The following is a 25,281-nucleotide window of genomic DNA, read 5'->3' as shown; positions in this document are numbered from 1 at the left end:
TGCTAGATAGTAGACACCAGATATCAGACTTATGACAGGTCTGTTGTCTGATGCCTGTCATCTGATGTCTTTAATCTGAAGAAACAATGAAGTTAGAAAAATCAAAATTATCAGCAGATAAAACAGTTCAGATCAGCGGTTCGAAAAGTATTTCGAATCGTTTGTTGATTTTGGAAAGTTTATTCAAAAACATACAGATCGGGAATCTATCCAATTCTCAGGATACGCAGTTGCTGAAAAAAGCCCTGTCTGAAAATACGGAAACCGTCGACATCCACCATGCAGGAACCGCTATGCGTTTCCTCGCCTCTTATTATTCTATTTTTGAAGGAAAAACTACCGTTCTTACAGGATCCAAAAGAATGAAGGAAAGGCCGATCAAAAATCTCGTAAGTGCCCTAAGAGATCTGGGGGTAGAAATTGAATATTTAGAAAACGAAGGTTTCCCACCTTTGAAGATTGCCGGAAAGAAGATTACCCAAAAGCAGGTGAATGTCCCGGCTACTATATCCAGCCAGTTTATCACCTCTCTCCTTCTGATTGCCGGGAAACTGGAAAACGGACTGGAAATTAATCTGGTGGGAAAAATCACTTCAAGATCCTATATCGAAATGACGCTGGATATTCTTACCAAATTCGGAATTAAAAACAGCTTTGAAGGAAATACCATTAAAGTGGAGCCATTTCAGGTGAACAGCGAGTCGGCTACCGTAAATTATGAAGTGGAAAGCGACTGGAGTTCTGCTTCTTACTTCTACTCTATCTGTGCACTGGGAAGAGAAACCATCCACCTGAAAAGTTTTTACAAAGCTTCTACTCAGGGGGATTCTGCAATTGCCAAGATCTATGAAGACTTTTTTGGCATCAAGACCAGCTTCACGGAAGACGAGCATCAACTTACCCTTGTACCCGAACCTGGCTTTTCTTTCCCGGAAAAAATTGTTCTGGATATGAACAACTGCCCGGATATCGCCCAAACCCTTTGCGTAACGGCCGCAGCATTAAAAATTCCTTTCGAAATTTCCGGACTGGGAACTTTAAGGGTAAAAGAAACGGACAGACTTCAGGCTTTATATAATGAGCTGAAAAAACTGGGTACCGAGACAGAGATCACAGACCTTACCATCAAATCAGTCAGTTTTGGAGAACCGGAAGAAAATATTTCCATCAGAACTTACCAGGATCACAGGATGGCTATGAGTTTTGCCCCGTTCTGCCTCATTAAAGAACTCAATATTGAAGAGGAAGACGTAGTGGAAAAATCCTATCCGATGTTCTGGAAAGATCTTGATGACGTCATGATCCGTTAATCAGGTAATGTATTGATGTGTTGATTTAATAATGTTGTAATTTGAAATATACCGGTCTTATGAGAAATTCTTTTCTGTTTTTTGCTTTAATGATCCCGCTGGCTTTTTCAGCGCAATATCTTTTACCTAATGAGGAAACTATTTTTTCGTTTGATACAAAAAACGGGAAGAAAATGTCTTTGGTGAAAGATAAAAAGAATGGTTATATTCAGTATCGATTTGGAAGCAAAGACCATGTAGAAATGGAGTTTCCCAATTCAAGGACGAAGGACAGCTGGAAACAGTTTACCTACAATTCTTACCACAGAGGAGGCGGAAAGCAGAATGCAGGTATGGACCTCAACTATTTGTCATTTTCAAAGAATAATTACAAGTATCAATTGTTCAGAACCTATGATGCAGAAAATGAATCGTTTTCTACAGGCATCACAGTCACTGACAGTAAAGGTAAAGAAACTGAAATCTCAGGCGTTTATAAAACGATTAAAGGCTGCATGTGCCATCTGGAAGACACAGAGGTCAAGAAAGAAGATTTTGGGTTATAGTTTTAATGCCGTTCAATGAAAAAGCTTCTCTGTCTTACCACTTCACTTTTCATCGCAGGTTGGCACGCTCAAAACCTGAAAGATTTCTCTGTTCCGAAAGGCTATCAAAAAATAGCTGAAGCTAAAGGCGATCTGGACAAAGACGGAAAAGATGAAACGATACTCATTTTCAATACAGATAAAAAAACAAATCTTGACGATCGTGATGATTTCCTGAGATCATTTTTTATCTTAAAAAATAGAGACGGAAAACTGAAGATATGGAAGGAAAACAATACGGTTCTTTTTTCCAGCGGAATGGGCTTTTATTCGGAGGATAATGCTCCTCCTGAAATATCCGTCAAAAATAACAGTCTTTCTATTACGCAAATATTCAATACAAATTCGAGGCATACACAGACTTACAAACATACTTTCAGATTTCAGAACGGTGATTTTTACCTCATCGGTTCCCATGACAGATTTGAAGATACCTGCGATTTCAATATTCTGAACGAGATCAACTTTTCAACAGGGAAAGTAATTGTAGATGAAGAATATTCGTCCTGTGATGAGGAGGAAAAAGTAATCCCAGAAGATATTCACAAGGAATTGCTACATCCGTTTAAGACTCTGATCAAAATGAACAATTTCAGGATTGGGGAAAACAAATTTAAAATCCCTGGTTTAAAAAAGGATATTTATTACTGATAATCAACAACATAATGGGCAGAATATTTTATTCTGTCCATTTCTATTTATTTTTACTCACCTACTTATCCACATAGTTATCCACAATTTATAAACGTCTTTTACCGGCGGATACCATAAGCTTCCAATATCTTATTAAAGATCTCCGTATTTTCAAACAGTCCGGTGAACTTCTGGGAATTGGGCCCGTAAGCAAATACACTGGATGGAATTGAGGTGTGATCATTCGTACTGAAATTTCCCAGAACCCAACCTTCTTTAAGGCTTCCATCCAAAAGCGTCAATCCTCCGGTTTCATGATCTCCGACAACGATGACCAAAGTTTCTTTATTTTCATCTGCAAACCTCATCGCTTTTCCTACCACATGATCAAAATCCAGCAATTCAGTGATCAGCTGCTCCAGATTATTATGATGTCCTCCTCCGTCGGTCTGAGAAGCTTCCACCATCATAAAGAATCCTTTCTTATTTTCTTTCAAATCATTTAAGGTAAGATCAAAAGCCTCAGCCAGCCAGTTTTCCCTTCCGTTACGGATTCCCTGTGAGGCCAGAGGATCGATCACCAACTTCCGGCCGCTTATTGTACTGGCTGATTTCAGATCCTGACAGAAACCGATCTTAGCATCTTTGATCATTTGTATATTTTTCCCGCTCAACCCGTTCGTAGGTCCTCCAATTAAAATTTTAGTTTTAGAATTGACGAAATCTTTGAGGATGGACTCCGAATTGTTTCTGTTGTCTGAATGAGCATAGAAATCCGCAGGTGTGGCATCCGTAACATCTCCCGTGGAAATTAATCCTGAAACCATCCCTTTCGCCGCAATGATATCAGGAATCTGAGCCAGAGCTTTTCCTGTATCATCTACCCCGACAAATGTATTTTTAGTTTTAACCCCTGCAGCAAATGCCGTAGATCCCGGCGCGGAATCTGTAATGTAGGCATTGGAAGAATTGGTTTTGGACATCCCCGTAGATTTCATATTAAAAACATTCAGATTGCCTTTGTTCGCTGTAAAAGCAGCATAATACTGAGGGAGTGAAGTTCCGTCAGGAATCAGGAGAATAATATTTTTAACCTTCTTACTGGCTTTATCTGTTTTATAGGTTGGTTTGTACACCTCATACGCCCTGGAATTCTTATAAAAATTCTTAGGAATGGCATTGATGAACTTTTTAAGATCAGAAATATGATCGGTATTGATATAATCCACATCAAGATCCATTAAATTCACCCAGGCATTGGTAAAATCCGGAGCTCCGTAAAAGCGGATCGGCCTCTTTTGAGCATGCACCTTTTCCACAACACTCCTGATCTTTTCCGTTTCTTCATCCCTTGGAATGCCTTTTCCGTTCCATTTGACCAGATCCTGAAAGTCTGCACTGAATAATCCTATTCTTTTCAGCTGATCGGTGGTATAATTCGTATCAGAGTCTCCATCAAAAAAGAGATAATTTGGATAATTCTTAAAATCACCCGGCTGAGGTCGCCCTCCGGTGATCACAATTTTAATGCCCGGGCAACCGGTAATTTCAGAATATTTCTTCAAAGTACTTACCAGTGCGCTGAGAGACGTTTTATAATCCTGTTTGATATCGATAAGCAGCTGTAGTTTTTTATTGGGATCGGAATATATATTTCCTTTATTGATTTTGATCTGTCTCGATATAGGATCAAGATAAAGGTTTTCAAGTGTTCGGTCTGGTAACAACTCCTTTTCTGTGTGGGCTACGCACAACTTTCCTTTTACTAAAAAAACATCCGCTTCAATGGAACCAAAGTTTTCATAATAGGCCTGCCAGAAAGGAATTCCCTGAAGATAATCATTATGGGAATGGGCATTTCCTACAGTGTACCTGAGATAATTTTGTGCCTGATTTTGAACAAACAGACCCAAAGCCAGTGCAACGGCTATTTTTTTTGATAATTTCATCATACTATTAAAAAACCGTATCACTGCACGGCTTACACGGTGATACAGCATGTATCTATATTACTATTTTACCACCCTTCATTTTGCTTAATCACGCCGTGACTGTTGACAATTTCAACCTGCGGAACTGCCCATACATTGTGTATTGCAGGGTTGAAGTTTCTCGGAGCCCAGACTTAGTTACCATTGATACCATGAAGTGCTTTTGCATAGGTACTTTTAGCATCTCCCCAACGGACAAGGTCTCGGTGTCGGTCTGCCCACTCGCCTGCCAGCTCACAACGTCTTTCATGCTTCAGGTCAGCCAGTGTACATCCGGTTTTTGGTATCAATCCTGCACGGACTCTGATCAGATTAATTTCCACATCAGCATTCTGACACTGCATGAGCAAAGCTTCTGCTTTAATCAGGATCACTTCTGAATACGCATAATCGGAACGGCCAGATCTGTACACGGATAATCGCCATTCGCACTTACATGGCCACTGTTGAGCGTATATTTGAAAGCATCCATGTATTTATTAAACTGATAAGGTAACCCGTAAGTGAATTCGTAGAAGCATACGTTCTTGTTTTTCCGTTAAAAGTGAACGAATCTCCCAGTTTCAAAATGGTTGCACTTCTTCTCTGGTCTCCTGCTTCATATTCGTCGTATAATTCTTTTGTCGGTTGGAAATATCCCCAGCCGTTATATTCTCCCCATCCTTTGTTTTCAAGCATCACGCCGGGAAGAATACTTCCCCAAGAGGTAAATTTAGGTGTACCCGGAATGGACCAGATGTATTCTGAGCTGTAATTATTCTCTGATTTAAAAACATCTGAAAAGTTCCCGAGCAGTTTTCTGTTTCCCTTGGTCATGACTTCATTAGCCCAGAATGCAGCGTTCTTCCAGTCTCCCATAAAAAGGTAGACCTTTGCCAGAAGCGCCCAAGCAGCAGCTTTATGGGGTCTACCATAATCTTTAGGAGAAAGTTCTTCCTGAGAAGGAAGTAATTCAGCAGCTTTCTTCAGATCGTTCACGATATAATTGTAATTTTCATTACCATAGTTATAAGCTAGCTCGAAATACATTCTGCTGCTCATAAACAAAGCTTCTCCAAGATATTTGTTTTTAACAGCTGCCGAAGCCTGAATATTATCCACATTACGGATCACACGGTTGGCAACACCAATCAGATTAAACCTTTTATTCCATTGGGTTTCGAGATCACCTGCCGCAATATAATTACTGCTGAAATTTTTAGCATTATCGGCTTCACTTTTCGCCCTTCCGGTTACCATATCATCACTGGCATTGATGAACCAGAAAAATCCTCTTCCGTAAAATTCTCCATCAAAAAGAGGTTTATACATCGCATTAGCACCGGTTACCAGATCATTTTCAGTTTTGCAGAAACTGGCTTCTGTCGGCGTTCCTTCGGGCTGAACATCCAGCTCATTGGTACAAGACCAAAGAAGGACGGATATTCCTGACACTAAAATTATTGTATTGAAAAATTTCATCTTATTCTTTTTTATGTTTAAAATTATAACCCCACTTCTATTCCGAAAATAAATGAGCGTGACTGTGGATATCTTCCGGTGTCCACTCCGTAGGTATCCATTCCAACTTCAGGATCAAAACCGGTATATTTTGTAATGGTAAACAGGTTGTTGGTGGTCACATAAATCCTCAGCCTGTTCACATTGATCCTGCTGTAAATGTCTTTCGGTAATGAATAGCCAATGGTCAGGTTTTTAAGTTTAAGGTAAGATCTGTCCTCAACGTAGAAATCTGATACTTTAGAATAATTCCCACTTGGATCACCATGGACAAGTCTTGGAATATTGATATTGGTATTTTGCGGAGTCCAGGCATTCAGGATATCCCGGTCCATATTATAATTCTGCCCGGTTCCACCAGGATTCAATGAAACAAACTTCATCCCGTTGAAACTCTTATTCCCGTAAACTCCCTGGAAGAATACATTCAGGTCGAAATTTTTCCAGGTCATATTATAGGAAAGTCCCTCCGAAAATTTCGGAGGGACTGCTTATTTTTTCTTAAAACATAGTATGCTAATTCCACTATCATAACAGTATGTCCCTTTTCTCAGCTTATTTTTAACTCTAAAAAGTTGTTCTTTCAAATTTATTTCATTATCTATAATTGTTAACCAACTTTGAACCTTACATCTTAAAGGTGTTTTCTCTATTTTTTTAGAACTTAATGGGTAAATTTCATCAAAAGAATATTCTTATATTTTATTGTATTTCAGCAATTTAACAGAAAGATAATCTCCATCCAAATAAACCAGGCTATAATCCTCATAATTTTCACTTATAAAGTCTATTTTAGCTTTTTCCAATTCAAGAATAATTTTTTCAGCCTGTTCAAAAGATATTTTTATTTTCTTTTTAATCTTTTTGTAGCTTCTTTTTTTCTTTTTTTCTAGATAAGCATAAATAATACCAGAATATTTATTCTTTTTCTTTTCCTGCAGAATTATTGTAAGTGGAGAATTACAAAGACTAAATTCATAATATTTAACAATATTTGAAGATAGATTTTGAGATAAAAGAAAATTACTTATTAAAATAAAAAGTGCGAAAATTATTTTTCTCATTTTTACTGCTTGGTCAATAATAATATTTTTGCATCAGGGATTACGGTTTTATATCCATCAGGACAGCTTGCAATAATATCCATATCCTGAATAAAAACTAACCTCATCTGGTTGAGATTATTTGGATCTGGAAAAGAGATATAAACATGTCCTTTGTCATTACATTCTGCATTGCCGGAATAGTACATTTGATATTTTATCAAATTTTTATCAAATTCAAAACCATTAAAGTGAGTTTGTCCGTTTGTTGAACTTATTGTATTTTCTAATTCGGTTCCGTTATTTGCTTTTATCAAAATCCGACCTATAATCATATCTCTAGGTTTCCCACCATATAAGATAAAATCATTTTTTTTTGCAAAATGGAATTCATAAGTTCTACCATCTAAATATGTACCTTTCCAAATTCCCACAAATTTATTTAATCGGTTATTTGTATCTTTTATGAATGTATAATTTGGACAATTTCCACTTTCACATTGTGATAATTGATCTAGAGAAATGAGTTGTGCTTTGCAGGAAACTATTGTTGTTAGAAACAATAGTATATAGATAATTGTATTTTTCATTTTATTATTTTTAAATTATTGTGGGCAGTCGGATTCTGCCAATCCGCTTTTATCACTATTTAATGTTTTGGTGGTAAATGTACCACTGTCATTCATTTTTACCAAACTTACTCCTTTTACATACATATGCTCATCCATGAATTTAAGAAAATTTAATTCATCGGAATTTTGCTTATTATCTGAGAAGTATGTTTTATACATTTCATTGTATTCAAACTTTGTATTGGTATATACCGTTTTTATCTGGTTTACATTTCCTGTAAAGCGTATCTGGTAAGTCCCTGTTCCTGAAACCATCACTGCATAGATATCACCTAAGGGTATGCCATTTTGGTTGGCAAGAGCCACCATCTGGTTAAAATAAATAACATCCGCCGGAGAAAATATTTTAAAGCCTTTTCTATATTCTATTGTTCCATCAGGATACTCTATTTCAAAATCATTGGGATGGGTATGCAGGTAGCCTTTCATATCCGCTGTAGGGGTTCCTAAGCTTAAAGAATTGGCAGTTTCTGTGGCAGTTGCATTATCTTTATAATCGAAACTGCCGTTGGTTTTTTCCACATAGCCCGTTTCTTTCTTTAAAGTTAATTTACTTTTCAGATCATCTATTTTGCCTGTAAACTGAGGATTGGCATTCTGGGTTTTCAGTTTCTCACAGGGATTTTGATTTTGCGGTTGAGTACCTCCACCTCCTCCGGGATACGGATACGTAGGTCCTTCAGGATTAGGATTTGAAGGTCCATCTCCGCCTTGCATTTCATCACATTTAGTAATATATCCCGTTACCTCCCAATGACCAGAACCATTGGGTTCATTTTCATTATCAGGATACCACATTTCTACCACAGTAACAGAACACAATTTTAATCTTCCCGCCATAGAGCTTTGTTCTCTGGTTTGTTGTACCTCTTTTCTTTTTGGGGCTGTGGTATATCCCTGGAAGAACTTGAGATGATCCATATTATTATCGTAGACAAATGTTATCTGATCACCATATCTAGGAACTTCTATGCACGCAACAATGTCTTTTCCGTTGGCAACAGGAACTACTAAAAAGCTTTCATCAGTATAGCCCATGGTCATAGCATAATCCCATAGAGGTATTCCATTTACTTTTTTGATTTGAGCTTCATTTTCATGATAGACCTTCATTACATTTTTTATGTAGGTTTCATCTTCTTTCCACAGACTTTTACTGGTGTATTCCTTAGAATAAATCAGAGGAGGATCAGAGGATGAAATCACATCATCATGGACGCAGGAATGAAGCAAAAAACCCAGAACTACCATCATCGATAGCCATAGCATAATTTTTTTTCTCATAATCATTTTTGTTTTTTAGTTGTTAAATATATAAAATAATTCTCACCTCATGGAGAATTATGACAAAACTAATAAATAATCATATATCCCATTGACCTGTTTTCGGGAATCCCTGTCCTATTTTCGGACATCAAAAAGCACAGAGTTCGTTTTTCTTTTTTTACATTTGCTGAAAATACCATTTACTATGAACACGCAGATAGGAAATAAAATACGAAGACTACGGGAAAACAAAGGCTTTTCGCAGGAAGAAATGGCAGAAAAACTCCAGATCTCCCGTTCTGCCTACAGCAGGATAGAAAGCGGCGAAACCAATTCTTGGATAAATCACATCAATAAATTATGCGAAAATTTAGATGTAAAACCTGAAGAATTACTTTTAAATTCAGATCAATTAATTCAAAATAATCAAGATAGTGATTCTGTAATTCAAAATAATACAAATAATGATACCAATATTACCATCAATCAACTTTCCGAAAAAGTAGTAGAACTCTATGAAGATCGCATTAGTGAACTGAAAGACAGGGTAAAGCAGCTGGAAGCCGAACTAAAGAAATACAGAGACTAAATGACGATTATCATCACTGGAACCTCATCAGGAATAGGTTTTGTACTGGCTGAATATTTTGGAAAGAACGGCCATAAAGTATATGGTTTAAGCCGAAAACATACGGAAAGCCAATATTTCAGGTCTATCCCGACGGATGTTACCGACAACGGTGCTGTTAAGAATGCCATCGCTGAAGTCTTAAAAACAGAATCAAGGATTGATGTTCTGATCAACAATGCCGGAATGGGAATGGTAGGTGCCGTGGAAGATTCCACAAAAGAAGATATTTTAAAACTGTTCAACCTGAATCTTGTAGGTTCTGTTCAGATGATGACCGCCGTTCTGCCGAAAATGCGGGAAAATAAATTCGGAAAGATCATCAATATTTCAAGTATCGGCAGCGAAATGGGACTTCCTTTCCGTGGTTTTTACTCTGCATCAAAATCTGCTCTGGACAAAGTAACGGAAGCGATGAGGTATGAAGTATATCCGTGGAATATTGAGGTCTGCTCGCTACACCTTGGTGATATTAAAACCAATATTGCAGAAAACCGGGTAAAGACACAGGTTTCCGCACCTTACAAAAAGGTATTCGACAAGGTTTATGCTTTGATGAATTCTCATGTCGGTGACGGAACAGAACCTCTTGAGGTCGCTACTTACGTTGAAAATCTTTTGAATAAGAAAAAATGGAAAGCCCATTATTATTTTGGTAAATTCGGGCAGAAGATCGGAGTTCCGTTGAAATGGATCCTCCCTCAGGGAACGTACGAGAATTTGATGAAGAAATATAATAAACTGGACTAAATTCAGTTATTTAAAAAAATTATTTAATCTAGGTTTAAACCATTAAAACTTAGTGAGGGGTTAAGGGAGCTTTTATTTCGTTTAAAATAGGAATGAACTTACAAGATCTGTTAGTGGTTTAAATAAATTAAGCATTGAAATTATTTCTAAAAATATTTTTTATCCTGTTCTGCGTTTTTGTACAAGCGCAGAAGAAACAGTATTGGCTCATCGATACCGAAACGAATGTCCGAAAAAAAGTAAAAGACTCTGTTTCAGCAGTAAAATTTTTAGACTCTCTGTCCCAAAGCAATTATTTCTTCACCAGACTCAAGGATGTCAAAATAAAAGGCGACAGTACGGAAATTTTCTACGATAAAGGAAAGAATTTTAATGAAACCTACGTAGAACTATCTGATTCTATCTCACAGAAACTAAAGATTCAGAAAGATTTTTATACTAAAAATCTGGATTCAACGAAGAAAAGTATCAACAAAAGGTATATTGATGACGGCTACTCGTTCAGTCGTCTTAAATCTAAATATAAAGGCCAGAAAAACGGTTATCCCGTGATAGAACTGGATATCAATAAAAATGACAAGCGGACGATTGACGGCTTTGTCGTCAAAGGTTACGAAAGGGTTCCGAAAAGGTTTATGAAAAATCTTGAAAAGGAGTTCAAAGGAAAAAACTATGATGATAAGAATCTTTTAGCCATCAGTAAAAATTTCCAGAGCCACGCTTTTGTCACTTTGGAAAGGCCTCCGCAAACCTTGTTCACCAAAGATTCCACAAGCATTTACCTGTTTATGGAAAAGAAAAAAACGAATACTTTTGATGGGGTGATTGGTTTCGGGAATGATAAAACGGAAAAATTCACCCTGAACGGAACTCTGAATGTGAATTTCAGAAATATGTTCAATGGTTTTGAGACCGTTAATTTGTACTGGCAGAGAAACCCGGACAAAGGGCAGACTTTTGATCTCCAGACTGATATTCCGTACCTGCTTAAATCCAACGTCGGCATGAACCTGAAGGTCAATATTTTCAGACAGGATTCCACTTTTGCCAATGTAAAATTCCTTCCGGCGTTCTACTATCATATTAATAACAGAAACAAGATCGGGCTCAGAGGAACCCTTGAGTCCTCCAGTATCATCGATACGCTTTATGTTCAGGGGAAAGATTATAATAAAAAAGGACTCGGGATCTGGTTTGAAATGACAGAGCCTACCGATATTGATCTTTTCCTGTACAAAACAAGAATCAACGCAGGGTACGATTACCTGACAACAACCTACACCAAAGACAATATTAAAGCAACCCAAAACCAGTTCTATTTCTTTGGGGAGCATAATTATCATATTTCCGGAAATCATTTCCTCAACATTAAAGGGGAAGGCGCGATGATGGATTCAAAAATTGAATTCTCGGCCAATGAATTGTACAGGTTCGGAGGCTGGAATTCCATGCGGGGTTTTAATGAGAAATCTCTTGCCGCTGATTTTTATTATTACGCAGGTTTAGAATACCGTTATCTCATTGGAAATCAAGCTTTCTTTGATTTCTTTGGTCAATACGGCCAGCTTAACAATAAGTCTTTAAATGTCAAGCCTAAGCTTTACAGTGTAGGGCTCGGTTTTAATTTCTTTATCCCGATTGGGTTGATGAGTTTCCAGCTTTCGAATGGTAATGAGTTTGGAAACCCGTTTAAATTTAATGACATCAAAATTCACTGGGGTATCCTGAGTAGATTCTAACGGACCCTATTATTCATTCCTTTTTTTCCACTTCTTCTTCGAAACAACAGATAGTATAATAAAAGGGAATATTAGAATGTCTCCTCGTTTTTAGCTTTATTATAATGTTAAATATTTCTGTTAAAAAATATTAAAATCGTATTTTTCTTTTAATACCACATTAAAATTCAGGTAACAGTACACCGCTAAATTTGTCCTCAAAAAAAATGAAGAAGACTTTAGCTACTTTTGCTGTTTTTTTACTCCCCCTTTATCTTACTGCCCAAGAAATGAACATTTCCGGAAATGTAAAATCCGAAAACGGCTCCAGCGTATCTGGAGTAAGCATTACCGACAAAAATACCGGAAAAACTACGGTGACTGATGACAGCGGTAATTTTACGATCTCAGCCAACCCTAAAGACATTCTTGAGTTTTATGCGCCTGATTTTTCCACATACACAGTGGAAGTTTCTTCCAAAAGGCAATATTCTGTTGTCTTAACAAAAGCCAGTGAGAAGCAGATCGAAGGTGTCGTGATTACAGCTTTGGGAATCGCGAAAAAGAAAGAGAAAATAGGGTATTCTACCCAGGAAGTGGGGACGAAGCAATTTGAAACCATCACGACTCCAAGCATCGGAAATTTATTTTCAGGGCAGGTGGCCGGACTGAATGTTTCCAATCCTACAGGAATGCAGCAGGCTCCGCAATTTACGCTGAGAGGAAATTCAAACCTCGTCTTCGTCATTGATGGCGTGATCGTAGAGAAAGAAGTTTTCCAGAATCTTGATCCTAACAATATTGCCAACATCAATGTTCTTAAAGGCGCTACGGCTTCCGCTCTTTATGGTTCCCTGGGAAGATACGGCGCTGTCCTGATCACCACAAAAAGTGCTAAAAAGAATGGATTCTCTGTAGAATTTTCACAAAATACTATGGTGACCACTGGATTTACCAACCTTCCCAAAACCCAGACGGAATACGGAAACGGATCACACGGAAAGTATGAATTCTGGGATGGAGCGGATGGCGGTGTGAACGATGGGGATATGATCTGGGGACCAAAATTTGTTCCCGGACTTAAAGTGGCTCAATGGAACAGCCCGATCAGGGATAAGATGACAGGACAGGTGATTCCGTGGTACGGTGCGGTATCAGGAACTCAGTATAATGATAAGTCAAGATATGAAAGGGTTCCGATCGACTGGAGGTATCATGATAATTTAGATACCTTTTTAAAGCCTGCGGTAATCAATAATAATAGTTTTGCCGTAAGCTATAAAAACAATAAAGATGTCTACAGACTTTCTGGAAATTTCATGAACTATGATGACAGAGTTCCCGGTTCTTACCTCCAGCGCTATGGTGTCAATTTCTCTTCTGAGAACCATTTGGGAGAAAAACTGACTTTCGATACCAAATTTAATTTCAATCAAACTTTTACTCCCAATATTCCTAACTACGACTACAACCCAAGCGGTCATATGTACACCATCCTGATCTGGATGGGAGCGGATGTAGACGGAAGGGATCTTAAGAATCATATGTGGGTTCCCGGTAAAGAAGGAGTTGCACAAGCGAACTGGAATTATGCATGGTACAACAATCCATGGTTCGGGTCTGAATATTATAAAAATAAGAACAGAACCAATGTGATCAATGCACAAACCGGTCTTGAATATAAAGCAACCGAAGATTTCTCTGTAAAAGGTAAAATCTCCATGGTTGAAAATCACAATAAGCAGGAAATATTAAGTCCCTATTCATACTTCAATTACAGTGCTCCAAGAAGCGGGGGCTACCTTCTGAATGATTCCAAAACCTGGAACCTGAACTCTGATGTGCTGGCTACCTACAAGAAAAAAATTTCTGACAATTTTGACTTTACCATCAATGCCGGAGGTTCGACATTTTATTATAAAAACAATATCGATAACGCATCAACGGATGGTTTGAAGATCCCTGAGCTGTATACATTAGAAAATTCTACAGGCGCTGTAAAATATTATGATTATCTAAAAGAAAAACTGATCTACAGTGCCTACTCCACGATTGATATCGGTTTGTATGATGCGTTCTTCATCAATGTATCCGGACGTAATGACTGGTCTTCCACACTTCCGAAAGCCAACAGGTCTTACTTCTACCCTTCTGCATCAGTAAGTGCTGTGATTTCAAATTTAGTAAAAATGCCGGAAGCGATCAACCTGTTAAAACTTTCCGCTTCCTGGGCTAAAGTAGCTTATGATTTCAAACCGTATTCAACCCGGAATTATTACATGAACAATAAGGGAGCTACTTTCAACGGAAACCCAATGTTCAATTATCCTACGATCCTTAATATTGAAAACTCCCTGAAACCGGAACAGACCAATTCTTATGAACTGGGACTAAGTGCGGGATTATTCAAGAACAGGCTAACACTGGATGTGACGTACTTCAGAACATTAGATTATAATAATATCCTGGAATTCCCCGCAGCACCATCATCAGGCTTTACTTCTCAATATGTGAACGGGAATGAATATACAACGAAAGGACTGGAAATCTCTTTAGGACTGGTTCCGGTAAAAACAGCTGATTTTACATGGAGATCTTTAATTAACTGGAGTACTTACGAACAGAAACTGACCTCAATCTATGATCATATGCCGAACTACAACAATATCAAGCTCGGTGAAAGAATGGACAGTTTCTACGATTATACCTGGAAAAAATCACCGGACGGAAAAGTAATTCTGGATGCCAAAACAGGAATGCCGACAAGAGCCGATGCTCCAAGTAATCTGGGCCATTTTAATCCGGACTGGACTTTCGGCTTCAACAACACGTTCAAATATAAAAAGTTTACCCTGAATATCGGAATTGACGGAAGTATCGGAGGCGTGATGAGGTCTCAGGTGGTAGAAAAAATGTGGTGGGGCGGAAAACATCCCAACTCAACAGCTTACAGAGATCTTGAATACGCAAATCCGGGAACCTATTATTTTGTGCCGGATGGTGTGAATTACAATGCGACTACAGGAATGTACACTCCGCACACAAAACCGATCAGCTTTCAGGACTGGGCACAAAATTATCCTTATCAGGCAAGAGTAACGGAAGATGAGAGTGAGGTATTTGCGAATGTTTTCGACAGAACTTTTATCAAACTGAGATCTGTAGTTCTGGAATACGACTTCTCTTATCTCCTGAATCCAAAAGGAATGATTAAAAATTTCACGGCCAATATTTCTGCTTATAATCTGGCCATGTGGAAAAAGTCGAAAAACCTGTATTCTGATCCTGATTACCAGATCGGCACAAAAGACGTGAATGACATCCAGGACCCTTCCAGCAGATGGATCGGAGTCGGATTTAATCTTAAATTTTAATTAATAAGTATCCTGAACAATGAAAAACAATATCAATTGCATAGCGAAATCGCAAAAAGGTAAAACGACCCAATGGCTCAGAGGATTCAGTATAAAATCAGCTGCTTTTGCAGGCCTGATGATGCTGGCTTCATGTGAATCCGATCTCGACAAGATCAACGAAAACCCCAATGATCAAGCAAGTGTAGATCCAAAAGTTCTTTTGACTTATGTTTCAAAAAATGCCTTTCAGGTCAATGGTGAAAACATGTATGCTTCCAGAATGATGATTGGAACAGACGGAGAAAATGTATATCAGTATATGAAATGGAATGATGCTTCTTTCGAGGTCTACACCACCGGGCTTCTGAATACGGGAAAAATGATGCAGGAAGCCGAGAAGATCAACAATAAAAATTATGCTGCCATAGGAAAATTTTACAGAGCCTATTATTTCTTTAATTTAAGTTTAAAATTTGGAAGCATTCCTTACACGGAAGCGGTAAAAGGCGAGTCTGGAATTACCCAGCCCAAATACGACAGTCAGGAGACCGTAATGGCCGGAATTTTATCAGAATTAAAAGAAGCCAATGACCTGATCAATACCAATGATAAGATTGAGGGCGACATTGTGTATAACGGTGATGCTTCAAAATGGAAAAAGCTGATCAATTCTTTCCGTCTGAAAATTCTAATCACCATGTCTAAAAAAGCAACATTGGGAAGCTATAATGTAGCCACTGAATTTGCTTCTATTGCAGGAAACCAGGCTTTAATGACTTCTATTTCCGATAATGGCGAACTTAAATTTGCCGATGCCGCAGACAGCAGGTACACCATGTTCAACAACAGTGGATACGGATCAAGTTTATACATGGCCGACTACTTTATCAATTTATTTAAAGCAAGACAAGATCCACGTCTTTTCACTTTTGCAGCCCAGACAACAGCCGCGAAAGAAGCAGGAAAACCGCTTACAGATTTTACAGGATACAACGGGGGGGATCCCAACTCGTCTTATTCTGACAACGCTGCTCTGATCACGGCAAAAAATATTTCCAAAGTAAATGATCGTTTCTATAAAGATGCAACCAATGAACCGTCTTCTGTCCTAAGCTATTCGGAACTTGAATTTATTTTAGCGGAAGCTGCCTCCAGAGGATGGATTTCAGGATCAGCAAAATCCCATTATGATAATGCAATTAAATCCAGTTTCAGTTTTTATCAGACGTATGTAAAAAATCCGGGACAATATTTTTCAGGATTTAATGTGAATCTGTATCTGGCCTCTCCATCGGTCATTTACAATGATTCCGATCTTCCTGAAACCCGCTTGGAAAAAATCATGACTCAAAAATACATGACCATGTTTCACCAGAGCCAATGGACCTCTTATTATGATTATCTGAGAACAGGATTCCCAAAATACCCACTTAAAGAGGGAGTTGCTGCGCCATTCAGGTTCAGATATCCACAGGCTGAATACAATTATAACAGCACGAATCTGAAAGCTGCACTGGCTACCCAGTACGGAGGAAACGATAATATCAATTCTAAACCGTGGTGGCTTCAGTAGGAATCTAAATATTTATATAAAAACAGATAAACCGCAGGAAAAATCCAATTAACTTGCGGTTTATTTCTTATTTTGATTGAACATGAACAGAAGAGAATTTTTAGAAAAATCAAGCCTTTTAATGGCGGGACTGGGAACTTCAAGCGTTCTTCATCCAGCTATTTTAAAAGCACTGGCTATAGAGCCTGCCGCTCTTTCTACCTTTTATGATGCAGAACATGTAGTGATCCTGATGCAGGAAAACCGTTCTTTTGATCATGCTTTCGGAGCTTTAAAAGGCGTAAGGGGATTTTTAGACAAAAGGGCTTTCGTGAAACAGGACGGGCATTCTGTTTTCTTTCAGAAAGATGATTCCGGAAAATATGCTTCCCCTGCCAGACTGGATCTCAGAAATACAAAATCTACGTGGATGAGCTCTCTGCCCCACTCATGGTCAGATCAGCAAAAAGCATTCAATAAAGGAAAATATGACCAGTGGCTTCAGTTTAAAGCTTCCGGAAATAAAGATTATAAAAATATTCCGCTTACCTTAGGCTATTACAACCGGGAAGACCTTCCTTTCTATTATCAGCTTGCGGATGCATTTACAATATTTGACCAGTATTTCTGCTCATCACTGACAGGAACAACTCCCAACAGACTTTTCCATTGGTCCGGAACCCTTAGAGAGCAGCAGAACGGTAAGGTAAAAGCGAATGTCTATAATGAAAATATTGATTATGACAAAGCCAGACAAGCTCACTGGAAAACTTTTCCTGAAATTTTAGAGGAACAGAATGTTTCCTGGAAGATCTATCAGAATGAAATCAGTCTTCCCAAGGGAATGTCCGGTGAACAGGAAGCATGGCTGAGTAATTTCACGGATAATCCTATTGAATGGTTCTCGAAATTCAATGTGAAATTTTCGAAGGGGTATCATGAAAATATTCCTAAAATCATTGCTTATCTAAAAGACGAGATCGGGAAAAAACCGGATCAGAAGAAAAGGTTTGAAGCATTGATCACCGAACTGGAAGAAGATCAGATCAGATACGCTCCGGAAAACTACGCATCCCTTTCACAGCTGGAGAAAAATCTCCATGAAAAAGCCTTTACCACCAATACCATTGATCCCAACTATTGGAATCTGGAAATCGGAAAAGATGAAAATGGAGAAAAACTGGTTGTCCCGAAAGGAGATGTCCTGTTTCAGTTCCGCAAAGATGTGGAAGAAAAAAAGCTTCCGCTGGTTTCCTGGCTCGTGGCCCCTGAACATTTTTCTGATCACCCGGGATCTCCATGGTATGGCGCCTGGTATATTTCTGAGGTTCTGAATATTCTGACCAAAGATCCTGAAACCTGGAAAAAAACTATTTTCATTATCAATTATGATGAGAATGACGGTTATTTTGACCATGTTCTTCCATTTGCACCGCCGGTTAACCCCAGCCAGCCGGTTGATCTGAACGGTAAAGAAGGGGTAGAATATGTGGATCGCTCCCAGGAATACATGTCTCTGCTTCCCTTAAAAGATCATGAAAGAATAGAAGGAACCGTAGGTTTGGGATACCGGGTTCCGATGATCATTGCATCACCATGGACTAAAGGAGGATTCGTCAATTCTGAAGTTTCGGATCATACCTCCGTCCTGCAGTTTTTAGAGAAATTTATTCAGAAAAAATATAAGAAAGACGTTACCGTTGACAATATCAGTGACTGGAGAAGAGCAATCTGTGGAGATCTGACTTCAGCTTTTAATGATTCCAACACAAAGGCTCCCCAAATGGATTACCTTGATCAGAAAGAGTATGCGAAAACTATTAACGCGGCCAAAAGTAAGCCTGTTCCCAATTTGAAATGGTATGCAGAAAATGAAATCAGCAACAGCCTCCTCGAAATTCAGGAAAGGGGAACCAAACCTTCCCATGCACTTCCCTATCATTTCCATGTCAATCTGGAAAATGGAAAGATTACAATGACGAATTTAAAGAAAAGAGCTGTTCCTCTCTTAATTTATGACAGAATGCAATTGAACAATAGTCATTATCATTTTTCATATGCGTTATATTCACAGCAGGAACTTTCACATGCCGTTAATCCCGGTAAATATGATCTTGAAGTTTTCGGACCCAATGGTTTCTTTAGAAAATTTTCAGGTCCCGAGACTTCCGGAATAGAGGTATTGCTATTTCACAATGCTTCAAAAAATGAAGCAGAACTGATTTTCAAAAACCCAAAAAAACCGACCTCCATCATTGTGGAAAATCTGTACGAAAAAAGTAAAAAGACCTTTTCGTTGCCTCAAAAGGGAGACAAAATAATAGTTGATCTAAGCAAAAATAAAGGCTGGTATGATTTAAAAATACAATTTGACAATCATATCCGGCACTTTGCAGGAAGGGTAGAAACCGGAAAAATCTCTATTTCAGATCCTCACTGGGCATAACCGGATAAACAACAGAAAAACAAAGCCTTACACGAAAAATGTAGGGCTTTTATTTTGAGCATAACTTTACGTCATTATTGTAATTTTACACAATTCACATATAAAAATTCACATAAATAATGGAATACTATAAAGAAATAAACAACAATAATTAAATTGTGTAATTTTATTTTCATGTTTTGCTATTTTTCATTAAATTCACTTAACTAATTAACAAAACATCATGAAAAAATTAAACCTTAGCCTAGCAGTATGCTTTATGGCTGCAGCATTTTCCGGTAGCTTACACGCACAAGACACAAATACTGATAATCACACAGTCACTATTTCTATTCCAGAAGTTGCATTGGTAGATATTGAACCTGCCGCAACAAAAAACATTACATTAGGATTTACTGCCCCTACGGAAGCTGGTAATCCGGTTACAGCAAGTACTTCCAACAATACATTATGGCTGAATTATTCTTCCATCAAATCTGTTGCGGATCCCACCCGTAATGTATCCGTTAAGGTCAATGCTCTTATTCCGGGAGTTGATATCCATGTAACAGCTGCTGCTGCAACTGGCAGTGGTGGTGGAACATTAGGAACGCCGGCTGCGCAGATCACTTTAAGCGCTGCGGACCAAACCATTATTTCAGGAATCGGAAGTGCTTATACCGGAAACGGTGCCAATAACGGACACAATCTTACCTATGCACTGGCAGCAGGAAGCGGACCTGGAGGAGTCGCGGTGTATGCAGATTTACAGGCAACGGCTACCACTGTCGCTACTGTTACGTACACCATTTCAGACAACTAGTCCAGATCTTGGTTTTTAAAATAAGACAAGAAGAAACCGCACGTCAGTTTCTTCCGGATTTCATATTGCTCATGATTTAATTCCAAACTTTACATGATTATGATAAAGCGCATTCTCCTTTTGATGTTTCTAATGCTGCAGTTTAGTTTTTTACAGGCTGGTATCGTCGTCCTCAACGGTCTTACGCATAACTATAAAGTAGAAAACGGAAAGGTGTATAAAGGAAAAATTGCGATTGAAAATACAGGTAGCAAGCCTCAGAGTGTAAAAATATTTTTACAGGATTTCGCCTATCAGGCAGATGGTTCTATAAGCTATACTTCAATTCGCACCAATAATAGAACAAATGGCGATTGGATCAAACTGAATACGAGCCTGATTACTTTGAAAGGAAAAGAAAAAACTGAGGTTTTCTATGAAATCAAAGTTCCTGATCAATCTATAAATCCAGGAAGTTATTGGAGTGTGATCATTGTTGAACCCGTTGAAGATATTAAACCTAGTGACGATAAAGCGGGTGTGAATATAACCTCGGTAGTTCGCTATGTCATACAGGTGATTACAGATTATGAAACGGACCAGGCAAAACCGGATCTTAAATTTGAAAGTGTAAAAATTGAAAAAGAAGAGGGAAAACAAATAGCAAAAATCGCCATTTCCAACAACGGTAATCTGTATTGTAAACCAACGGCATCCATTGAAATTTACAACAGAAAAACCGGAGAACGTCTCGGAAGTTATACGAGCATTGCCATGGGACTTCTGCCACAAACCTCCAAATCATTTCATATTGATATCAGCAAAGTACCACCGGCTCAATATAAGGCTGTCATTATAGCGACCGACGAAGACGAGAATGCTTTTGCGCTCAATGTGGAGTTAGAAGTAAAGAATGATTAAAACTTGGATTTTATATATCGTCCTATTATCACTATTCCCGGTACTTATTTTTTCACAACAGCAGTCAAGTCAATTGGCCAGTAAAAAAGATAGTCTGATGCCGGGAATGTCTACTTCTATTTCTTTTTCATTAGAAAATCCGTCAGCTGAAGATAAAATATATGATTGTACCGTTACGGCGTCAAGTCCATTTCTAAAACCTATTTTAGGAAAAGAAGAATTTAAGATCGCTGCAAACGAAAAAACAGTTTATATTGTCCCGATCCGGATTGCCACGGAAGCAGCCCAGGGTTTATATTCGGTCACCCTTTATGGAACAGACCGGCATGGAGGAGCTCATTTTATTAAAACTTTAAAAATTACGATCTCCGGAAACAGAAAGCTGAGTCTTACTTCATTAAATTCACCGGAATTTGTCAGAGCAGGTGAAACGATCCGAGCTTCCTTTCTATTAAAAAACGGCGGAAACATTACGGAAAAACTGATTTTAGAAAGTAAGAATGCAGTTGTAGATCATGATGCTTCTATCACATTAGGGCCTAACGAATCAAAGGTCGTAGATATCTATAAAGTTACGAATGCTGAACTGGGACAAAATGAATTTCAAAATCTTAATCTCTCTGTTTATTCACCCGATAATCCGAAAGAGAATCAGACCGCGTATATAAGTACAAAAGTTATATCGATAAAACCTGTGGAAGACGATATTTATCACAGGCTTCCGGTTTCAGCTTCAATATCCTTTATTGGAATGCAGAATATGGGAATCTATCAGGATGGATTTCAGGGAGAAGTATATGGGAAAGGAACTTTGGACAAGGAGAATAAAAACCAGATTGAGTTTCATGCGGTGTCTGCCAATCCCGTAGAATTCAATTCTTTTACTCAGTACGAAGAATATTTTATTAATTATAAAAGAGACCATTTTTTTGTCCATTTGGGAGATAAAACATATTCGGCCTCCTACTTAACGGAATTTGCAAGATACGGTCGTGGAGCGGAAGTTCGTTATGATTTCAAAAAAATAAGCATAGGCGGGTTTTACAACCATCCCCGTTTTTTCCGGGATATTAAAGATGAATGGAATGTCTATTCAACCTTTAGGATCCGTAAAGAATCTGAAATAACGGCAGGATATCTCTATAAAATTCCCAGAAAGGGAGAAATGAACTTTGGAAATATCAGATTAGATTCTGAAGCTCACCTTCCCTATACTGCGGGAAAATTCAAAATCTCAAAAAACATTGTTCTCTCGGGAGAGGCAGCCTACAGTAAAACGGTAAATACGGATGGAACTGCTTATCTGGCCCAGGCTCAGGCCAATTTTGAAAGATTGAGCGGAAATTTAATATATATGAGGGCTAGTCCAAAATTTGCGGGGTATTTTACCAATACCGGCACATTTAATGGAAGCATTCAATATAAGATATCCAGTAAACTGAATGTATTTGGGAATTACACTCAGGATGCAAAGAATTTCCAGCGGGATACTTTGTTCTATGCTGCTCCGTACAGAAGATTTCTACAGTATGGAATACAATATAAATATACTTCTAATGGCTTAATCACCGTATATAATGGCTTTCAAAAGTACCAGGACCGTCTGGAACCGAAACAATTTGATTATTATGAGCAGTACTTTAAAGTCAGTGTCGATCAGCAAATCGGAAAGTTTCAGGTGAACCTGCAGGGACAATTTGGAAAAACAAATAATTACCTGAGCGGATTCAATGGAAATTCCAGTTTCTATACGACCAATATATCTTTTGAAAAGTTCAAGACCTCTTTTAATATTTATGCAAGCTATGCTATTACTTCAAGATACCAAATGCAGAATGAGAAGCAGGTGTATTATGGAGCAAGAATTTTCAGCAGATTTTCAGACAAGACCAGCTTAAGTGTCTTTTATCAGAATAATTATATGCCTGAAGAATATTTCCGAGACCGGAATTTGTTCGAGGTTCTCTTTCATCAGCAGTTATTTCCAGGGAGTGAACTGGATCTGTCTGGTAGATACTCGTTGCAGCGGGGTGAGCTTGGGAATAAAGATTTTATATTTTCTCTGCGCTATACACTTCGACTTAATATGCCCGTACAAAAAACGGCAGAGTATACTTCCTTATCCGGAAACATCAGTAATCTCGGTGTAAAAAAGACAGAAGGAATCAAGTTGATGCTGGGTAATCATTTATCTATTACAGATAAAGAAGGGAATTATCAGTTCAGAAATATTGTTCCCGGAGAATATTTTCTTGAGATAGACCGGTCAACAGCTGATATTAATGATATTACAAATATTTCCTTTCCGGCGTCTTTACACCTAGCCAATAAAGAGAATATCTTCAATTTCGGATTAACGACAGCAGCTACGATCAAAGGAAATATCCAGCTTTCTGACAAAGAAGATAAAGACCGATATCATTTTGTTCAGTATCAACCTAAGAATGAAAAAAATAAAAGACAAAGTATCATCATAGAAGCTTCAAATGGAGAACAGACCTATCGTAAAATAGTCTTCATAGGTGAAAATTTTGATTTCACCTATCTACGTCCGGGAGAATGGAAGGTTAAGCTTTATAGAAATGGCCTTGACAAACGGTACAAGATAGCAGTGGATTCTTTTCAATGCAATCTTAAAACATCAGAAATTCAGACTATAGCCATTCACATTGTAAAGCAACAAAGTGAAATCAAATATCAGGAGGAAATGATAAAAGTTGGATACAACGAAGCAAAAAAGAAAAAATGAAACTGAAAGAATATATACTATGGATCATCTTTTGTCTGATACCCTGTGCGGCATCATCACAGAGCACTATCGCCGTGACACTCCCTATTGTGACATTAATGGATATAGAACCTGCAGGCACTTTTACATTAAATTTCACAGCTCCTACTGAAGCGGGACAGGCTTTAACTGCTCCTGCGGCCAACACTTCAAAATGGATCAACTATACTTCAGCCATTGCCTCGGGAGGTCTTACAAGAAGAATTACAGCTTCTATCAATCAGTCTATTCCCGGTGTCAGCATAAGAGTACAAGCTGCTGCCGCTTCAGGAGCTGGTGGTGGAACATTAGGGACATCATCCGGACAAGTTACGCTGTCTACAACAGCTACAAATATCATCACAGGTATTGGTGGGGCATTTACCGGAAACGGAGCTAATAATGGTCACAGACTGACAATCAGTATTGTTGTGAACACTTATGCAAATCTTTCAGCACGAACGAACTCACCTGTCGTTATCACCTACACTATTACCGAATAAATGAAAAAAGAAACCCAACCTACTGACTTTATTATTCAATATAAAAGATATTCTTTACAGTATATCTGTCTTATTATTTTGTTGATCTTCAGCTTTCAGAGTAAAGCCCAAACTGTAACTGTCCCGGTTACCAACTGGAATGCCAGTATCCCGGCTATTACAGAAGCAGGAAATAATTATGACGGGATTTATGCAAGCCCCACTAACCAGGCTAGTATTAATGTGGGTCTACCGGCACTACTTGGAAGTGTAAAAGTATATGTACACTATGAGGCAAATCCGACGTGGAACAGTGCTCTGGTTTTATCAGCCAAACGAACCAGCAACGGCTCTACCTTATGTGTAGGATGTAGTATATCCGGAGGAACCGCCTATATTACGGTCCCGCTAACGGCTGTTGAACTTTTCAGAATATCAACGATATTATCGGTTACATCATACACTGGAATTAATATACAATATCAGGTAAGCGGAGTTTCTGTTACAATTCCAGCTGCAACGTATAACAGCAGAATAGTATTTACAGTAAGTAATTAATAGTAATTGAGTCATCAACCGGGACTGCCTTTTTTACTCGTATCATCATGACCATGAAACAAAAAATTCCCACACATGTCTGTATGAGATCGTAGATAGATAGATGATGGACAGGTAACTAATGCTTATTGCTTATTGCTTATTGCTTATCAAAGATAAAAGATAAATGATAAATGAAGAATGATTTGTGGCTGTGTGTACGTCACTCTTGTCTCCTTGCCTCTTATCTCTTATCTCTTAATCTTTCATCTCCTTTAAAGTATATCACAAAAAAAAGTCTCATACAAAACTGTATGAGACTTTTAAATAAAAACTGGCGGCGGCCTACTCTCCCGCTTTCGCAGTACCATCGGCGCTGGTGGG

At 38.2% G+C, this 25,281-nt stretch carries 21 protein-coding genes; 14 read left to right on the top strand and 7 right to left on the bottom strand.

Features of this window, described 5'->3' with window-relative positions:
- Positions 1-86 precede the first annotated feature (86 nt).
- Genes BW964_RS21915 through BW964_RS21905 form a run of 3 tightly spaced genes read left to right on the top strand, consistent with a single transcriptional unit; the run spans position 87 to position 2,545 of the window.
- Positions 87-1,310 carry a 3-phosphoshikimate 1-carboxyvinyltransferase gene (locus tag BW964_RS21915; protein ID WP_076510697.1) on the top strand — a complete coding sequence of 408 codons (1,224 nt, stop codon included), beginning with the start codon at positions 87-89 and terminating at the stop codon, positions 1,308-1,310.
- 59 nt (positions 1,311-1,369) lie between these two features.
- Entirely contained in the window at positions 1,370-1,855 is a 486-nt protein-coding gene (locus tag BW964_RS21910; protein ID WP_076510695.1) for a hypothetical protein, read from the top strand.
- A 15-nt stretch (positions 1,856-1,870) separates the two neighbouring features.
- A complete protein-coding gene (locus BW964_RS21905; protein ID WP_076510693.1) occupies positions 1,871-2,545 on the top strand; it encodes a hypothetical protein in 675 nt (224 codons plus the stop codon).
- A gap of 101 nt (positions 2,546-2,646) precedes the next feature.
- Here BW964_RS21905 and BW964_RS21900 read toward each other — a convergent pair whose 3' ends face one another.
- From BW964_RS21900 to BW964_RS21875, 7 genes are all read right to left on the bottom strand, one after another.
- Entirely contained in the window at positions 2,647-4,479 is a 1,833-nt protein-coding gene (locus BW964_RS21900) for an alkaline phosphatase (RefSeq protein WP_076510691.1), read from the bottom strand.
- Between the two features lie 173 nt (positions 4,480-4,652).
- Positions 4,653-4,931 carry a RagB/SusD family nutrient uptake outer membrane protein gene (locus tag BW964_RS22785; protein WP_228432152.1) on the bottom strand — a complete coding sequence of 93 codons (279 nt, stop codon included), beginning with the start codon at positions 4,929-4,931 and terminating at the stop codon, positions 4,653-4,655.
- A 19-nt stretch (positions 4,932-4,950) separates the two neighbouring features.
- A complete protein-coding gene (locus BW964_RS21895; protein ID WP_228432149.1) occupies positions 4,951-5,979 on the bottom strand; it encodes a RagB/SusD family nutrient uptake outer membrane protein in 1,029 nt (342 codons plus the stop codon).
- A 23-nt stretch (positions 5,980-6,002) separates the two neighbouring features.
- A complete protein-coding gene (locus tag BW964_RS21890) occupies positions 6,003-6,470 on the bottom strand; it encodes a hypothetical protein (RefSeq protein WP_228432147.1) in 468 nt (155 codons plus the stop codon).
- A 243-nt stretch (positions 6,471-6,713) separates the two neighbouring features.
- On the bottom strand, positions 6,714-7,082 hold the full coding sequence (locus BW964_RS21885; RefSeq protein ID WP_076510689.1) for a hypothetical protein: 369 nt from the start codon (positions 7,080-7,082) through the stop codon (positions 6,714-6,716).
- Positions 7,083-7,084: 2 nt separating this feature from the next.
- A complete protein-coding gene (locus tag BW964_RS21880; RefSeq protein WP_076510687.1) occupies positions 7,085-7,651 on the bottom strand; it encodes a DUF6705 family protein in 567 nt (188 codons plus the stop codon).
- A 15-nt stretch (positions 7,652-7,666) separates the two neighbouring features.
- Complete coding sequence (locus tag BW964_RS21875) at positions 7,667-8,977, bottom strand: hypothetical protein (protein ID WP_104669485.1); 1,311 nt, start codon at positions 8,975-8,977, stop codon at positions 7,667-7,669.
- Between the two features lie 187 nt (positions 8,978-9,164).
- Between BW964_RS21875 and BW964_RS21870 the strand changes: the two genes are divergently transcribed.
- From BW964_RS21870 to BW964_RS21820, 11 genes are all read left to right on the top strand, one after another.
- On the top strand, positions 9,165-9,548 hold the full coding sequence (locus BW964_RS21870; RefSeq protein WP_076510683.1) for a helix-turn-helix domain-containing protein: 384 nt from the start codon (positions 9,165-9,167) through the stop codon (positions 9,546-9,548).
- On the top strand, positions 9,549-10,337 hold the full coding sequence (locus tag BW964_RS21865) for an SDR family oxidoreductase (protein ID WP_076510681.1): 789 nt from the start codon (positions 9,549-9,551) through the stop codon (positions 10,335-10,337).
- 134 nt (positions 10,338-10,471) lie between these two features.
- Positions 10,472-12,076: a BamA/TamA family outer membrane protein gene (locus BW964_RS21860; protein WP_076510679.1), complete on the top strand. Its 1,605-nt coding sequence runs from the start codon at positions 10,472-10,474 to the stop codon at positions 12,074-12,076.
- A 206-nt stretch (positions 12,077-12,282) separates the two neighbouring features.
- Positions 12,283-15,429: a SusC/RagA family TonB-linked outer membrane protein gene (locus tag BW964_RS21855; protein WP_076510677.1), complete on the top strand. Its 3,147-nt coding sequence runs from the start codon at positions 12,283-12,285 to the stop codon at positions 15,427-15,429.
- 19 nt (positions 15,430-15,448) lie between these two features.
- The gene (locus BW964_RS21850) at positions 15,449-16,984 is read left to right on the top strand and encodes a SusD/RagB family nutrient-binding outer membrane lipoprotein (protein ID WP_084176132.1); all 1,536 of its coding nucleotides are present in this window, start codon (positions 15,449-15,451) and stop codon (positions 16,982-16,984) included.
- An 82-nt stretch (positions 16,985-17,066) separates the two neighbouring features.
- A complete protein-coding gene (locus BW964_RS21845; protein ID WP_076510675.1) occupies positions 17,067-19,409 on the top strand; it encodes a phosphocholine-specific phospholipase C in 2,343 nt (780 codons plus the stop codon).
- 223 nt (positions 19,410-19,632) lie between these two features.
- Positions 19,633-20,211: a hypothetical protein gene (locus tag BW964_RS21840; RefSeq protein WP_076510673.1), complete on the top strand. Its 579-nt coding sequence runs from the start codon at positions 19,633-19,635 to the stop codon at positions 20,209-20,211.
- A gap of 99 nt (positions 20,212-20,310) precedes the next feature.
- On the top strand, positions 20,311-21,111 hold the full coding sequence (locus tag BW964_RS21835) for a WxL protein host-binding domain-containing protein (protein WP_076510723.1): 801 nt from the start codon (positions 20,311-20,313) through the stop codon (positions 21,109-21,111).
- On the top strand, positions 21,104-23,860 hold the full coding sequence (locus BW964_RS21830) for a COG1470 family protein (protein ID WP_076510671.1): 2,757 nt from the start codon (positions 21,104-21,106) through the stop codon (positions 23,858-23,860). The genes BW964_RS21835 and BW964_RS21830 overlap by 8 nt, the downstream gene beginning before the upstream one ends.
- Positions 23,857-24,381, top strand: coding sequence for a hypothetical protein (locus BW964_RS21825; RefSeq protein WP_076510669.1), 525 nt, complete (start codon positions 23,857-23,859; stop codon positions 24,379-24,381). Before BW964_RS21830 ends, BW964_RS21825 begins: the two co-directional genes overlap by 4 nt.
- Entirely contained in the window at positions 24,382-24,918 is a 537-nt protein-coding gene (locus BW964_RS21820; RefSeq protein ID WP_076510667.1) for a hypothetical protein, read from the top strand.
- Positions 24,919-25,281 lie beyond the last annotated feature (363 nt).

This window comes from Chryseobacterium shigense (assembly GCF_900156575.1).
GTDB lineage: Bacteria > Bacteroidota > Bacteroidia > Flavobacteriales > Weeksellaceae > Chryseobacterium > Chryseobacterium shigense.
The sequence above is the reverse complement of the archived record's forward strand: the minus strand, read 5'-3'. Positions and strand labels throughout refer to the sequence as shown.